The following is a 15,448-nucleotide window of genomic DNA, read 5'->3' as shown; positions in this document are numbered from 1 at the left end:
GAGGCCGTCGGATCATGAATTCGGCTTGGTGGCCCCCGTCGCGGCGGCCTTCTCCAATGGCCGTTCCGATGTACTGGGGTCGCCGGGCAGCTCGGGACCACCGGTCGGTCGGGGTCCGAACAGGCCGACGGCGAGGGCCACGACCGCGAGCCCGGCGGCACCCCACAGAAGTGAGATGATGCCGGCCGATTCGACGATGGTCCCGCCGAGGAAGGCGCCCAGGGCGATGGCCGCGGTGAAGACACCGACGTAGAGGCCGGTCACATGCTCTACCCGATGCGGTGCTGCCTGGGTCATCCAGATCTGGCCGGCCACCGACAGTCCGCCATACGCCAGGCCCCAGAGGGCGACACTGACGCCGGTGAGAATGGGGACGGTGCTGAAGAGCGCGAGCAGGGCGACCGACGCGGCGATGCCGACCGTCAGGCCCAGCACGGTGCCCCGGGCGCGGCGAGCCGCGAGGGCGCCGGCGGCGAAGTTGCCGATCAGCCCGAAGAGGCCGTAGACCAGCAGGACGAGGGCGACGGAACCCGGCGAGAGCTCGGTGCGCTCCTCAAGGACCGGCCGTACATAGGTGTAGGCGGCAAAATGAGCGGTGACGAGGAACAGGATCAGGGCCAGACCGACGGTTACCGAGGGGATGCGCCACAGCGGTTCGCGACCGGTCTGGTCGTCAGTGCCGGCCGGGGCGGATGGGCGGGGCAGCCGGGGTAGCGTCACGAGCAGGCCGGCGGCGAGGACCACTGCGCCGACGGACAGACTGGCGAACGCGGCCCGCCAGCCGAAGGAGTTGCTGATCAATGTGCCCAGGGGCACACCGACGACCGAGGCGGCGGCGACCCCGCTGACAGCGGCGGACACCGCCAGCGCTGCGTTGCGGGGTGCCACGAGCCGAGTCGCCACCGCCGCTGCCAAACCCCAGACCGCTCCCATCCCGATGCCCAGGACGATCCGGGATACCACCAGCAGGCCGAAGCCCTCCGCCACGGCGCTCAGTGCGTTGCCCGCCGCGAGCACCAGCATCGCCACCGCCAACACAACACGCCGGTCGAGCCCGCCCAGCAGGCGTGGGACCGCCGGGGCGGTGACCGCGGTGACCAGGCCGGTGACGGTCAGGCTGAACCCGGCAGTCCCCGAACTGATGTCCAAGCCGTCCGCCATCGGGGTCAGCACCCCGACCGGCAGCATCTCGGACGTCACCACCACGAAGGTGCTCAAGGACAACACCACGACCGCCAACCATTGCCATGGCGTGGTGTGATCCGAATCGGGGCCGGCGTTCTGGACTGGTGCATGCGAAACCATGGGACCAATCAAGCAGCGCCCCACCGCCGGAACAACAGCGATCTCCTCACCGTTCGATCAGCTAGAGTAATCGATGAGGCGTGCTGGAAGGGGATTCGATGAACCAGGTTCACGTTCAGGAGATCGAGTGCCTGCTCGTCCTGGCCGAAGAGCTGCACTTCGGTAGGGCCGCCGCCCGGCTGGGCTGTTCCCAGAGCCGGGTCAGCCAGCTCGTCGCCGGTCTCGAACGCCGGGTCGGTGTCCGGTTGGTGGACCGCACCAGCCGAAGTGTCGGGCTCAGCCGATTCGGCGCGCAGTTCGTCAACGAGGTGCGCCCGGCCTACGAGGAGCTGGCCACCGTGCTCACCCGGGCTCGTGAGCGCGCGGGCAGCGGCGCCCTGTGCCAGCTGCGCGTCGGCTTCCACGGCAGCGTCTACGAAGAGGTCACCGAAGCGTTCCGGCAACTGCGAGCCCACCATGACGTCATGATGGTGCTGAGCGAGATTCCCCTGGGTTCACCCTTCTCCGCGGTGCTCGCCGGCCGGCTCGACGCCGCTGTGGTCGAACTGCCGGTCCGTGAAGCGGCATTGACCACCGGATTCCGTTTCCCGCCGCAGGACCGGTTGCTCGCCGTCGCGGCTTCCCACCCGCTGGCCGGCGCCGGGCGCGCACACATCGAGGAGCTGGCGGGGCTGGACCTCGTCCACCCGATCGGTGACGCCCCCGAGTACTGGATGGCCGCCCGGGTACCCCGTTCCACACCTGCGGGTGTGGCTATCCGCTCCTCCGCTGGGATCGCCACCGTCCAGGAGGGCCTCGCGCTCGTTGCATCCGGTGAGCACGGCATGCTGGTCTGCCGTCCGCTCGCCGAGCGGGCCACCCGTAGCGATGTGCGCTATCTGCCGGTCGACGGCCTGGACGAGCCGTCGCAGATGGGGCTGATCTGGCGCACCGACCGCACCAGCCGGCAATTGACAACGCTCGCCGGGCTGCTGAACGAGGAGTTCAGTCGGGTGAAGACGCCTGAGGGCCTTCCGGTGTGATGCATGTGGTGTCACGGACGGGTGTTCTCGACGGTGCCTGCCCCTGCCCCTGCCCCTGCCGCTGCGCGGAACCAGCCAGTGCTACCTGGTCGCCCGCAGTCCTCAACGGGACGCCAGCCAGGGGCTGTTGTAGGCCGAATACGTTCCCTTCCGCCACTGCGCTGGGTCAACGTCCGCGATGCGCCGGGTGGTTGGGCGACCGGTGCGATGGTCGAATGTGAATTCTCGATGGACGCCAGCTGACCCGGCACAGCCCAACTGACGTGCAGAGAAAGGTATTTGGGCGCACTGCTCGGGGTTGCGGGAGTCCTCGCCGTCTCGGATCGTGAGACGCGAACGGGAATTCCTTGCATCCGCCCGAGAGTTGTGGCGATCATCGTTTCATGACCACTCCGACCTGCATCCCCAACACGCCACCGGGCGTGTATCGGGCTGCGGTCACCCGCGTCTGTTGTCAGGTCTGAACCCCTTCTCACGGTTCGACCCCTGCCGTCCGCCGCGTCACCACGCTGGCAACGGCACCGACGCCCCCCGGAGTAGCCATGGTGAGCGGTAACGATCCATCTCACACGAACCTCGGGCCCCCGACGCGAACATTCGCCGAGTCGGCCCTCGCGCCCCCCTTCCATCGCCTCCGTCCCCCCGTTGCGTTCGGCGGCTTCGCACCCGAGCGGTCGTTCATCGAGGAGAGCTCCGCAGTGCTCCGACCCGCTGAAGCACACCGGCGTACCGCGGTGCCTTCCGTACCCTCGCGTGGGCTCTCGCGCAGTCGCGTGCTTTCCCTGCCCTGCCTTTCGGGACACGAAGGCCGGATGTTCCCGTTCGGCGAGGGCCTCTGTCGCCGCTGAGGCAGCGCGCGTGACGGTGCGTCCGCATTCTCGGTGATCGGGTTTTCCGAGCCGACGTCACGACCACCCCAGCACGAGTTCATTTCAGCGACACCGGAATCAAGGGGACTTTGTCATGTGCGGAATAGCCGGATGGGTTGATCTGTCTGGTCTCGGTCCGGACGCGCAGGCCATTGCGGAGAGGATGAATGACGAGCATGTTCGCCGTGGTCCTGACGGGTCCGGGACATGGCTCTCCCGCTATGCGGTGCTCGCCCATCGACGGCTTTCCGTGATCGATATCGAGAACGGCGAACAGCCGATGCTCTACCCCGCTGCACCGGGATCCGAGACTCGTTGGGCGCTCACCTATAACGGTGAACTCTACAATTATCGGGAACTGCGCAGCGAGCTCTCCTCCCGTGGTCACCGGTTCCGGACGTCGAGCGACACGGAAGTGGTCCTCGCCGCCTGGGTGGAATGGGGTGTCCGTGCCGTGGAGCGTTTCAACGGGATATTCGCCCTTTCGGTCTGGGACGATCGAGAAGAAACGCTGTGGCTCGTACGCGATCACCTCGGGGTGAAGCCGCTGCACTACCACCATGACGGCGAGCGGCTGATCTTCGGGTCCGAGGCGAAATCGATCCTCGCGCATCCGGACGTCGTCACGGCGATCGACGAGGACGGCCTGCGGCAATTGGTTCTGCCGTTGCTGAAGTTCCCGGGGACCAATCCGTACCGCGGGATTTCCGAGGTGTTGCCGGGCCAGATACTGGAATTCTCCCGACGGGGCATCCGCACCATTCGGTACTGGGACGTCAAGGATTTCGTCGGCCGTCCGTCCGAGTCGAAGGATCTCGGTGAGGCCGTCGGGCAGTTGCGCGCACTGCTGGACGACACGGTCACCCGGCAGACCATCGCCGATGTTCCCCTGTGCACCTTCCTCTCCGGCGGACTGGACTCCTCGGCCATCACCGCCCTCGCCAACGGCCTGCCGGGACGCGGTGGAGTGAGTTCGTTCTCCGTGGACTTCGCCGACGCTTCCGACAGTGTCGACTCACGGTCCGCCCTGGACCGCCGTTTCGCGCGGGAGGCAGCGGACCACATCGGTTCGCGGCACTCCAACATCGTGCTGGACAGCGCACTGCTGGCCCGCGAAGACGTACGCGATGCCACTGTGCGCGCCCGGGATCTGCCCAATGGATTCGGTGATCTGGACACGAGCCTGCTCCTGCTCTGCCGTGAGGTCCGTAAGCACGCCACCGTGGCGCTGTCCGGAGAGGCGGCCGACGAACTCCTCGGCGGCTACCTGTGGTTCCACGAGCCGCGTGCGGTCTGGGCCGACACCTTCCCGTGGATCGCGGACAGCCCCGCCCACGGCCATCTCCACCAGCGGGTCCTGGGCACGATCGACCCCGGTCTCGCCCGGACACTGCGACTCGACGAGTATCTGCGCGACGAGTACGCCACCGCCCTCGGTGGGCTCACCTTCGACCCTGCGCTGAGCCGGGAGGAGCGCCGCCACCGGGAGATCATCCACCTCGCCGTCTCCTACTTCCTGCCGATGCTGCTGGATCGGAACGACCGGCTGAGCATGGCCAGCGGCCTGGAGGTGCGGGTCCCGTTCACCGATCACCGTATCGTCGAGCATCTGGTGACGATGAGTCAGCAGGTTCACAACGCCGGCGGCCGGGAGAAGGGTGTGCTGCGGGACGCGGTGAGCGATCTGCTGCCGGTGGGTGTGTTGGAGCGAAGGAAGTCGCCCTATCCGACCACGCCGGATCCGGAGTACGCACGCACGCTGGAACGTCAGCTCGCGAGCGTTCTGGACGACCCGCCCGACGGACTCGCGGACATCTTCGCGCCAGAGGTGTTGGCACCGGGTGGACTCGCCGACTCGGCCAGATCACACGGGCTCGTCAGCAATTTCGAGGGCGAGGTCGTGCTGAACTTCGCCTCCTGGTTGCGGCAGTACTCCCCGAAGCTGGCGATCTAGCAGCCGCCCACCGCCCCGGCTGCTTCGGTGGGCGCCGGCCGGGCCCCGCCCGGCTCACACACGTCCACCGCCCCAACCGACCCTTCCCTCAAGCTTCTGACCCCGGTCATCCCAGCCATCCCGGCTGCGGCGCCCCAAGCCCGCGCCATCTCCGCCCGCACCCGTGCCCCGCGGACTCGGGAGCGTCCCGTACCCACCTCTGTCCGTCCCGCCATGGAACTACCCCCTGGGAGTGCGACTTGTCCACCTCTGATGTCCAACAGCAGACCCGTGACCACCTCTGGTTGCACTTCACCAACCACGCGAAGCTGTCCGCCGGCGGTGAAGTCCCCGTCATCACCCGTGCGGAAGGCGCCTACCTCTGGGACGACAAGGGACGCCGCATCTTGGACGGCCTGTCCGGACTGTTCGCCGTGAACGTCGGTCACGGTCGGCCGGAGTTGGCTGAAGCAGCCGCCAAACAGATTCGTGAACTCGACTATTTTCCCATCTGGAACGCCGTCCATCCGCGTGCCGCGGAACTCGCCGAGGCCCTCGCGGAACGCGCCCCCGGCGATCTGAACAGGGTCTTCTTCACCAACAGCGGCAGCGAGAGCGTCGAGACCGCCTGGAAGCTGGTCAAGCAGTACTTCAAGGCCATCGGCCAGCCCGGTCGCCACAAGGTGATCAGCCGTACCATCGCCTACCACGGAACCACGCACGGCGCCCTCTCCATCACCGCGCTGCCGGGTCTGCGGGCACCCTTCGAGCCGCTGGTACCCAGTGGCCACAAGGTGCCGACCACCGACATCTACCGTGGCCCCGAGCATCTGCGTGAGGACGAGGAGGCGTTCGGCCGCTGGGCGGCGGACCGGATCGCCGAGGCGATCGAGTTCGAGGGCCCGGAGACCGTGGCCGCGATATTCCTCGAACCGGTGCAGAACTCGGGAGCGGCGATCCCGCCGCCCCCGGGCTACTTCGAGCGGGTCCGGGAGATAGCCGACAGGTACGGGGTCGTCCTCGTCGCCGATGAGGTCATCACCGCCTTCGGACGCATCGGCGACTTCTTCGCGATCAATCGCTACGGGATCACGCCCGACATCATCACCGGGGCCAAGGGCATCACCTCCGGATACATTCCGGCCGGGGCGACGATCGTCAGCGACCGCCTGTTCGAGCCGTTCACGAAGAAGGAGAACACCTTCGTGCACGGCCTCACCTTCGGCGGTCACCCGGTTGCGGCGGCGGTCGGCCTGGAGAACATCGCCATCTTCGAGCGCGAGAAGCTCAACGAGAACGTCCGCGCCAACGAGGACCTGTTCCGCTCCACGCTGGAGAAGCTCCGTGATCTGCCGATCGTCGGCGACGTCCGCGGCGCCGGGTACTTCTGGGGCGTCGTGCTCGTGAAGGACAAGCACACCAGGGAGCCGTTCACACCCAAGGAGCGCCGCCGCCTCCTGGACGAACTGCTGGGTCCGGCGCTCAGCGAGGCCGGATTGCACGCCCGTCTGGACGAGCGGGGGGACCCGGCGATCCTCCTGGCCCCGCCGGCCATCATCGGCGCACCGGAGTTCGCGTTCATCGAGCAGGTGCTGCGCACCGTTCTCACCGACGCATGGGCGAGGTTCTGACAGCATGACGCGAACCCCGCACCCGGTCCGGGACCGGGTCCTCCCACCGAAACGGCCGGCCGCGAGCAGATCGACCGCCGTGTACGCACTGCGCCGCTGCGGCTACTTCGCCGTCGTGGTGTTCTCGGTGTACACGCTGTCGTTCTTCCTTCTCTACGCCCTGCCGAGTGACCCGGTCGCCCTGATGCTGGAGCGCCGGTCCGGGGGTGCGGGGGGAGCCACGGCCGAACAGACCGAGGCTTTGCGTGCGCAGTACGGACTCGACCAGTCACTGCTGGTCCGGTACGTGGAAACACTTGGGCAACTCCTCGGCGGGGACCCGGGCACCTCCTTCCAGTCGGGCCGGCCGGTACCGGAGATCCTGGCCGCGGTCGCCCCGAACACGCTCGCCCTGGCCGGCGGTGCGCTCGTCATCGCGGTTCCGCTCTCCGTAGCCCTGGCGCTGGCGACCTCCTGGCGGCGCGACAGCGTCCTCCACCGGTTCCTGGTGAACGTGCCCGCACTGATCGCCGCGGTCCCCGCGTTCTGGCTCGGACTGCTGCTGCTCCAACTGTTCTCCTTCACCCTGGGCTGGGTGCCGTCGGCGGGCGGGACCGGTCTGTCCGGACTGGTGCTGCCCGCCGTCGCGCTCGCCCTGCCGGTCTCGGCATCGCTGACGGCCGTACTCGTCCGGAGTCTGGACGACGTTCAGCAGGCCGCCTTCGTCGGACTCCTCAGGGCCCGAGGGCTTCCCTGGTCGCGCGTCTACCTCGCGCACGTGGCACGCAACGCGCTGCTGCCCTTCATGACGCTGGCCGGACTGACCGTCGGCGGAGTCCTGGTCGGCACGGTGATCACCGAGACGGTCTTCGCACGGGCCGGGCTCGGACGGCTGCTCGCGTCGTCCGTCGAGACCCAGGACGCGCCCGTGATCCTGGCCATCGCCGTCCTCGCGGCCGTGCTCTTCGCCGCGGTGAACCTCATCGTCGACCTGCTGTATCCCGTCCTCGACCCGAGGATGCGGCACCGGGGCGGGGGAGCACGCGCATGACCACGACGACCGTCCCACCCACCCGATCCCGGACCCGGGCCTCCCTCCCCCTGCTCTCACTGACCGTACTCGGCCTCGTCGGAGCCGCCGCGCTGTTACCCGCGGTCGTAGCTCCCCGGGACCCGTACGCCCAGGATGTCTCCGAGCGGCTGCGCCCGCCGTCAGCCGAGCATCTCTTCGGCACCGACGAACTCGGCCGTGACCTGTTCAGCCGGGTCATCCACGGCACCCAGGCGAGCCTGTCGATCGCCCTGCTCGCGCTGGCGTTCGCGTTCTGTCTCAGCGTCCTCATCGGTCTGACGGCCGGCTACTTCGGCGGCACCACCGACCGGGTGCTGATGGCAGGCGTCGACGTACTCCTCGCCCTGCCCTCGCTGTTGATCTCGCTGCTGATCGTCTCCGGCCTCGGCACCGGCCCGGTCAACCTCGCCGTCGCGGTGGGTGTCGCCTCGGTGCCCACCCTGGCCAGGGTCACCCGCGCCGAAGTACTACGGGTCAGCGCCCAGACGTTCGTCGAGGCGGCGAACGGATACGGACTCGCCCGCCACCACATCCTCAGACGCCATGTCCTGCCCCACGCCCGGGGCCCGATCACCGCGCTGGCCGCACTGGAGTTGGCCACCATGGTCCTGTCGGTCTCCGCCCTCAGCTTCCTGGGATACGGCACCCAGCCACCCGACCCGGAGTGGGGCAACCTCATCGCAGCCGGACGGGACTACTTCGCGACCTCCTGGTGGCTGACCACGCTGCCCGGGGCCGTACTCGCGGGTGTCGTACTCGCACTCCACCGGGTCGGGCGCGCGCTCGGCGCCTCGGAAGCGGGGCTGGTATGACCGCCACCATCGACACGGCGACCGACCGGGGCGCCCTGCTCCGGCTCGAAGGACTCCGGGTGGCCTACCCCGGGGCCCGCGGACGCGAAGGAACGGTCGCCGTCGACGGTCTGTCCGTCACCGTGCCCGCGGGCCGGGCGGTCGCCATCGTCGGGGAGTCCGGCTCCGGCAAGTCCACCACCCTGCACGCACTGTTGGGCCTCACCCCGCACTCCGCGGACGTCAGCTTCGAGCGGCTGGAGTTCCGGGACGGCACCGACGGTCTCCGTCGCATCGACGATCCCCGTGCGCTGCGCGGCCGTTCGGTCGGTCTCGTCCCCCAGGACCCGGTCCGGTCGCTGGACCCCCTGATGCGGATCGGGGCACAGTTCGCCGAGTTGCACCGGCACTTCCTTGGCCTCACCGATGCGAAGGAGAGCAAGGACCGTACGGTCGCCGCCCTCGAATCCGTCGGTGTCGACCGACCCGAACTGAGGCTGCGGCAGTACCCGCACGAACTGTCCGGCGGCCAGCGGCAACGGATCCTCATCGCCCTCGCGCTCGTCGGGGAACCGCGTCTGCTGCTCGCCGACGAACCGACCTCCAACCTGGACACCACCGTCCAGCGGCGGGTCCTGGACCTGTTCGACGAGGTACGAGCCGCACGCGGACTCTCCGTCCTGCTCGTCACCCACGACATCGCCGTGGCGGGCGAACGCGCCGACCACCTCATCGTGATGCGCGCCGGCCGGGTGGTCGAGTCCGGGCCGACCAGGGACATCCTGGACGCCCCGCAGGACCCGTACACACGGCAACTCCTCACCTCCCTGCCGAGCCGGCTGCCCGCCCGCCCGGTGTTCCGGGCCGCGTCCCCGCCGCGGGTGGTGCTCGCATCACACGGTCTGGTCAAGTCCTTCGGGGGCGGCAGGGGCCAGGAGCGGATCGACGCCGTACGGGATGTCAGCCTCACCCTGCACCGGGGGCAGACGGTCGCCGTCGTCGGAGAATCAGGAGCCGGGAAGTCCACCCTGCTGCGCCTGCTCACCGGACTGGAGCGCCCGGACGCCGGGACCGTGCTCCTGGACGGCGAGGAGACGCGCTCCGGCCGCCGGGCCCGAGCAGCCTTCGCCCGCCGCGTACAACTCGTGTACCAGAACCCGGCGCGCAGCCTGAACCCTTCGTACCCCGTTGGGCGGGCCATCGCGGAGCCGCTGGAGGCGCACCGCATCGGCGGGGCCAGGTCCCGCGCCGAGCGCGTACGGGACCTGCTGGAACAGGTCGAACTCCCGGCCGAGCTGGCCGAACGCCACTCGTCCCAGCTCTCCGGCGGACAGTTGCAGCGGGTGGCGATCGCCCGCGCGCTCGCCCTCGCCCCGGATGTGATCGTGCTGGACGAGCCGGTCTCGGCGCTCGACCAGGCCGTCCAGTTCGCCCTGCTGAAGCTCCTCGGCGCCCTACAGGAACGACTCGGAGTCGCCTATCTGCTCGTCTCCCACGATCTCGGTGTGGTGCGGGCCATGGCCGACGAAGTGATCGTCATGCATCGCGGCCGGGTCGAGGAGCACGCCCCCACCGGATCCGTCTTCGAAGCCCCCACCAGCCCCCACACCCGTGCCCTGCTGGACGCGGTCCCCGCCCTTCACCTGCAAGCCCCCCTCGGCCCCCTCGTACCCCCCGCCCATTTCACCCCTCTCTCAACTTCAGACGGGAAGAACCAATCATGACCCGCGCGCCACTGACGCGCTTGTTCGCCGCCTCCGGAGCTGCCGCGCTCCTGCTGACCGGCTGCACGAGCGGAGTCGAGACCTCGGACACCACCCATCTGCGCGTCGCCTATGGCTGGTACCCGACCTGCTTCGACTACGCCCAGTCCAATCCGTTCGCGCTCTTCGGCAGACAGGTTCTGGACACCCTGCTGAGCCACAACCCGGACACCGGCAAGCTGGAACCGTATCTGGCCCAGTCCTGGAAGAACCTGGACGGCGGGCGGGCCTACGAGTTCACGCTCCGCGACGGAGTGACGTTCAGCAATGGTGAGAAGCTGACCGCGCAGGTCGTCGCCGACAACTTCCAGACCCTGTGGAAGCACGCCGGGCAGGGAGTCTCGCCGACCCCCGGCGCCTACCTCCGCGGCTACGACAACGCCAAGGCCATCGACGGGCGCACGGTAAGGGTCGAGTTCACCCAGCCCAACGCCGGCTTCCTCCAGGCCAACACCGAGGGCCAGTTCGGCATCATCGCCCCCGCGTCCCTCGCGAAGTCCCCGAAGGAGCGCTGCGCCGAGGGAACGATCGGCTCGGGACCGTTCGTCCTCAAGGAGGCCGTCCAGGACGAGCGGGTCGAGTACACCAAGCGGGAGGGGTACGACTGGGCCCCCGCCGCCTTCGGGCGCAAGGGCGCCGCCGCGCTCGACCGGGTGACGATCCAGATCGTGCCCGAGGAGAGCGTCCGCGCGGCCGGTGTCGTATCGGGCGAGTACGACATCGCCTACTCGATGACCGAGAAGGGACTCTCCCAGGCCGGGAAACAGGACGGTGTCAACACCGTCCTCGCCGCCGACCGCAGTGTGGTGAACACCTTCGTGGTCAACACCGCCGACCCCGTCCTCACCGACCCCGCCGTACGGCAGGCGATCCAACACGGCATCGACCGCAAGGAGTTCGTCGACACCTTCTACGGCAAGGGGGTCGAACCCGCCACCGATGTGGTCTCCCGCGGTCATCCCAACTACCGGGACCGCACCGCGCTGCTCGCCCACGACCCGGAGCGCAGCCGCTCCATCCTGGAGCGGGCCGGCTGGGCGAAGGGCACCGACGGCATCCGGGCCAAGGGCGGCAAGAAGCTGCGGCTGGCGCTGACCTACTCGAACTCGGACATCGGCGCCGCGGCCTCAGGCTGGGAGTACGTGAAGAACGGCCTCGCCGAAATCGGGGTAGCCCTCGACCTGAAGCCGGTCTCCGACGCGGCCCAGGCCGATCTGCGGAAAACCGGGAAGTGGCAGCTCGCGGTCTACCAGGGGGCGAGCCGCGGCGACGCCGATGGGATCGCCGCGTTCTACCACACCGAGCTCGCACCGTGGGACGGCCAGGCTCCCCGACCCGAGGTCGACCGGCTCCTCGCCGAGCAGGCGGCCACCGTCGATCCGGTGAAGCGGAACTCCCTCGTACAGACCGCCGTGACCACGATCCTCCAACAGGGGCACGGCATACCGCTGTTCGACTCCGCACAGGTGCTGCTGACGCGCACCTCGGTGCGGGAGCTGACCTTCCCGGTCAACTCATGGGAGCCGATCCTCCACCGCGTCGAGAAGAAGTGACGCCCGCACCCGCCGAGCTCCGGCGACAGCGGGTGCGCCCATCCCGAAGCGCCGCACGCCGCCGGCGCCCACCCCCGCCGCGAGCGGCGTGGCCAGACCATCGAGAGGAAACGATGACCACCTCGTCCCCCACCGACACCCTGGCGGCCGGCGCCGGACGGCGGACCGGCGGCACACCGGTCTCGCTGCTCAACGCGCAGTACCTGCCCACCAGCAGGGACTGGCGGACGGCGGCTGGCCGCACCGACACCCCGTTCGCGGTGAGCACCTTCGTCCGGGCGGCCCAGCAGGCCGAGGCCGCCGGTTTCGACGCGCTGTTCCAGGCCGACTTCTCCGGTGTGAACCGAGCCGGGCTGCGCGCCGGACCGCCGCTGACCGTCTTCGAACCGTTCCAGGCAGCCGCCATCATCGCCGGCGCCACCTCGCGGATCGCGGTCATGCCGACCGTGTCGACACTCCACACCCATCCGTCGTCGTTCGCCCGTTCGCTGGCCAGCCTGGACCGGATATCGGCCGGGCGGGCCTGGGTCAATGTGGTGTCCTCCTTCCGGCCGGGTACGGCGATCGGCATTCGGCGCGAGGTGCCGCGCGACCGACGGCACGCCCAGACCGAGGAGTTCATCCAGGTCGCCAGGGCGCTCTGGGCGAGCTGGCCGCCTGCGGCGAACACCCCGGACCCGGCGACGGACCGCTATGTACGCGAGGACCTGATCACGGACGTCGATCACCACGGCGAGTTCTACGAGCAGTCCGGACCCATCGACATGGCGCCCTACTCGGCGGGGTTCCCCTTTACCCTCCAGGCCACGTCATCGCTCGCCGGGCTGCGCCTGGCGGCCCGTACCGCCGACGGGGTCTTCGCCGGGACCGCCACCCTGGGCGCGGCGCGCGAGTTGCGCCGCATCCTGCGGGAGGAGGTGCGGCGGGCCGGTCGGTCCGCCGACAGTGTGGCCCTGCTCCCGGGCAGCTACATCCATGTCGTCGGCACCCGCGACGAGGCCGAACGGCTGTCCCGCTCGCGCTACCAGGGCATCCACGCCCTCGGCGGACAGCGGGCGGTGGACGAACTGAGGACGCGCTACCCCGGGTTGCGCCTGGACGGTGTGAGCCCTGCCGGCCGGCTCCCGGCCGATGTGCTCCCGGAGGATCCGGACGCGGTGTTCGCGGCCTTCGGCTCGCGCTATCTACCGCTGTGGGACCTCGCCCGGACCCCCGGACGGACCGTGGCGCAGTTCGCTGCGGAGGTGCTCGTCCTCAGCGAGCACGCCAGCTTCATCGGCACCCCCGAGCAGATCGGGGACGAACTGCGCCGCTGGTACGACGACGACGGGGTCGACGGATTCCAGACGATCCTCGGCAACGACTTCGAGGCGCTCTGTGAACGCGTCATCCCCCGCTTCCGCGGCGACGACGCACGCGGCGCCCACGGGGGAGCGCACCCCCGCCCGGTGAATCGCCCGGCCCACCGGACCGCCTGAGGCGATCCCGCCCCACGTTTCCACCAGACAGCTGCATCTCCCGTTCGGGGTGCGGGCCGCATCCGTCGCCGCGCGCTGACGCACCCCGTACGGAACACCCCTCAGCAGAGCAGGTCTCACGGAGCACGAGAGGCAACCACGCATGACCGAACAACAGCGGGCGCCGGCCTCCGGCACTCCCACCCCCACCGTCATCCCGTCCGACACCACGCGCCGCACGGCCCTGTGGAGGCGCCGCCTCTTCGAAGCCGAGGCGGGACTGACCCGGTTCCTCGTCGAGGCGCGAGCCGGTGTGCACATGCAGGAACTCCTCCTGGTCAAACAGGCCATCTTCGAATCGCTGCCGGACGGAGAGGAGGAGAACGACTGGAAGGCGGCGTTCTTCCGCGGGCAGGCACTGATGGAGAAGTTCGTCGTGGCCCACTTCGGTCTCGATGACCTCGCCGCGTGGGCCGAGTCCAACAGCACGATCTACGCGGCTGTCGATCCGGGCCCCAAGCACGACGCCGCCGTCCCCCTGGAGCGGCTCAACGCCCAGGCCGACCTCTACGACTCCGACACCGAGTGGGTCGAACACGGCGCCGACCGCTCGGTCCTGCGCATACGCCACTGCGCCATCTGGGACTACCGGGAACTCGCCCGCAACCGCGGAGTCACCATCACCCTCCGATCCCCTTGCGAGTACTGCGTCCCCGCCACCACCGGAATGATCACCAACAAGGGTCTCAGCGCCACGCACGAGCTGACCGAGGACCAGAGCGGCAAGGGATGCGTCTGGACCACCTCACGCAATGTCTCCCGGCCCGCCGATGGCCACCGCGCCGTTTCCGAAGGATAGCCACCATGACCGGACAGACCGCACAGACCGGAGTCGACTCGAACGCGCTTGCGGAGAAGGACCGGGACCGCTTCAGCGGACTTCCCGCCCGCCAGCAGCCCGACTGGCCCGACCGTGAAGTGCTGCGCGAAACCCTCGACGCGCTTCCGCCGCAGGATCTCGTGAGCCGTGCGTCGGTGGCCGAACTGAGGCGCGAACTGGCGAACCTCGACGCCGGTGGTGGACTGATCCTGCAACTCGGCGACTGCGTCGAGAACATCGAGACCGATGTGAACGCGAGCACCCGCAACATGATCGCGTTCCTGACACACTTCCGGTCACACCTGCGCACCCGTACCGGCCGGCACGTCGTCGGCGTCGGGCGGCTCGCGGGCCAGTACGCCAAGCCGCGCTCGCAGGACCACGAGATCGTGAACGGGGTGAGCCTGCCCAGCTTTCGCGGTCCCATCATCAACTCGCACCATCCGACCCCGCAGGCGCGCCGGCCCTCACCGGACCGTGTCGCACTCGCGCACGCCGCCGCGCAGACGTCCTACGCCGCGATAGCCGACTACCACCGCGCCACCGCAAACCTCGATCCGATCTGGACGAGCCACGAGATGCTCCTGCTCGACTATGAACTCCGCTATCTGCGGCGGAGCGAGGGCGATGGTCACCATCTCGCGACCGCCCACTGGCCGTGGATCGGCGCGCGCACCCGGCAACTCGACGGGGCGCACATCGCGGTCGCGGCCACCCTCTCCAACCCGGTCAGCGTGAAGATCGGACCGGACACGGCGCCGGAGGAGGCGGCCGAGTTGGCGGCCGTCCTCAACCCGCGCGACGAACCCGGCAAGCTCACCTTCATCGCCCGGCTGGGCCACCGGAACACGGAGCGGCTGGGGCCCATCGTGCGGAGTGTGCACCGACGCGTCGAGCACGTGCACTGGATCAGCGACCCGATGCACGGCAACACCGTCCAGGGCGTCCACGGCTTCAAGACCCGGCATGTCGAGCACATCATCACCGAGCTGACAAGGTTTCAGGAGATCGTCGTCGCCAACGGTCGGCGTCCCGCCGGGCTGCATCTGGAGGCGACGCCCGAGGACGTGCACGAGTGCACCGAGAACTCCCACGAGCCCCAGGACCCGGCCCGTTACCGGACGCTGCTGGACCCCCGTCTGAACCCCGAGCAGACGGCGCGCGTTCTGAGCCACTGGTCCGTGTGATCCGAC

General features: G+C 69.2%; 11 protein-coding genes. 10 read left to right on the top strand and 1 reads right to left on the bottom strand.

The window, feature by feature from the left end; all coding sequences use genetic code 11:
* Positions 1–12: 12 nt before the first annotated feature.
* Entirely contained in the window at positions 13–1,227 is a 1,215-nt protein-coding gene (locus ACFXJL_RS31185; protein WP_384698049.1) for an MFS transporter, read from the bottom strand.
* A 176-nt stretch (positions 1,228–1,403) separates the two neighbouring features.
* On the opposite strand from ACFXJL_RS31185, the gene ACFXJL_RS31180 reads away from it, so the two are divergent.
* The 10 genes from ACFXJL_RS31180 (at position 1,404) to ACFXJL_RS31135 (ending at position 15,442) form a co-directional block, all read left to right on the top strand.
* The gene (locus ACFXJL_RS31180) at positions 1,404–2,327 is read left to right on the top strand and encodes a LysR family transcriptional regulator (RefSeq protein WP_384697957.1); all 924 of its coding nucleotides are present in this window, start codon (positions 1,404–1,406) and stop codon (positions 2,325–2,327) included.
* A 963-nt stretch (positions 2,328–3,290) separates the two neighbouring features.
* Positions 3,291–5,150 (top strand): asparagine synthase (glutamine-hydrolyzing), encoded by a 1,860-nt coding sequence (gene asnB, locus ACFXJL_RS31175; protein WP_384639662.1) that lies wholly within the window; start codon positions 3,291–3,293, stop codon positions 5,148–5,150.
* A 239-nt stretch (positions 5,151–5,389) separates the two neighbouring features.
* Complete coding sequence (locus ACFXJL_RS31170) at positions 5,390–6,760, top strand: aspartate aminotransferase family protein (RefSeq protein ID WP_358878599.1); 1,371 nt, start codon at positions 5,390–5,392, stop codon at positions 6,758–6,760.
* A gap of 4 nt (positions 6,761–6,764) precedes the next feature.
* On the top strand, positions 6,765–7,790 hold the full coding sequence (locus ACFXJL_RS31165; RefSeq protein WP_358878600.1) for an ABC transporter permease: 1,026 nt from the start codon (positions 6,765–6,767) through the stop codon (positions 7,788–7,790).
* The gene (locus ACFXJL_RS31160) at positions 7,787–8,623 is read left to right on the top strand and encodes an ABC transporter permease (RefSeq protein WP_384697952.1); all 837 of its coding nucleotides are present in this window, start codon (positions 7,787–7,789) and stop codon (positions 8,621–8,623) included. Before ACFXJL_RS31165 ends, ACFXJL_RS31160 begins: the two co-directional genes overlap by 4 nt.
* Complete coding sequence (locus tag ACFXJL_RS31155; protein WP_384697949.1) at positions 8,620–10,326, top strand: ABC transporter ATP-binding protein; 1,707 nt, start codon at positions 8,620–8,622, stop codon at positions 10,324–10,326. The genes ACFXJL_RS31160 and ACFXJL_RS31155 overlap by 4 nt, the downstream gene beginning before the upstream one ends.
* A complete protein-coding gene (locus ACFXJL_RS31150; protein ID WP_384697946.1) occupies positions 10,323–11,918 on the top strand; it encodes an ABC transporter substrate-binding protein in 1,596 nt (531 codons plus the stop codon). The genes ACFXJL_RS31155 and ACFXJL_RS31150 overlap by 4 nt, the downstream gene beginning before the upstream one ends.
* A gap of 113 nt (positions 11,919–12,031) precedes the next feature.
* Entirely contained in the window at positions 12,032–13,396 is a 1,365-nt protein-coding gene (locus tag ACFXJL_RS31145) for an LLM class flavin-dependent oxidoreductase (protein ID WP_384697944.1), read from the top strand.
* Between the two features lie 142 nt (positions 13,397–13,538).
* A complete protein-coding gene (locus ACFXJL_RS31140; protein WP_358878605.1) occupies positions 13,539–14,234 on the top strand; it encodes a hypothetical protein in 696 nt (231 codons plus the stop codon).
* A gap of 5 nt (positions 14,235–14,239) precedes the next feature.
* Positions 14,240–15,442: a 3-deoxy-7-phosphoheptulonate synthase gene (locus ACFXJL_RS31135; RefSeq protein ID WP_358878606.1), complete on the top strand. Its 1,203-nt coding sequence runs from the start codon at positions 14,240–14,242 to the stop codon at positions 15,440–15,442.
* The last annotated feature ends 6 nt before the right edge of the window (positions 15,443–15,448 follow it).

The sequence above is a fragment of the Streptomyces sp. NPDC059256 genome (genome assembly GCF_042753785.1).
Classification (GTDB): Bacteria; Actinomycetota; Actinomycetes; order Streptomycetales; family Streptomycetaceae; genus Streptomyces.
This window is presented reverse-complemented; position numbering and strand designations above follow the sequence as displayed.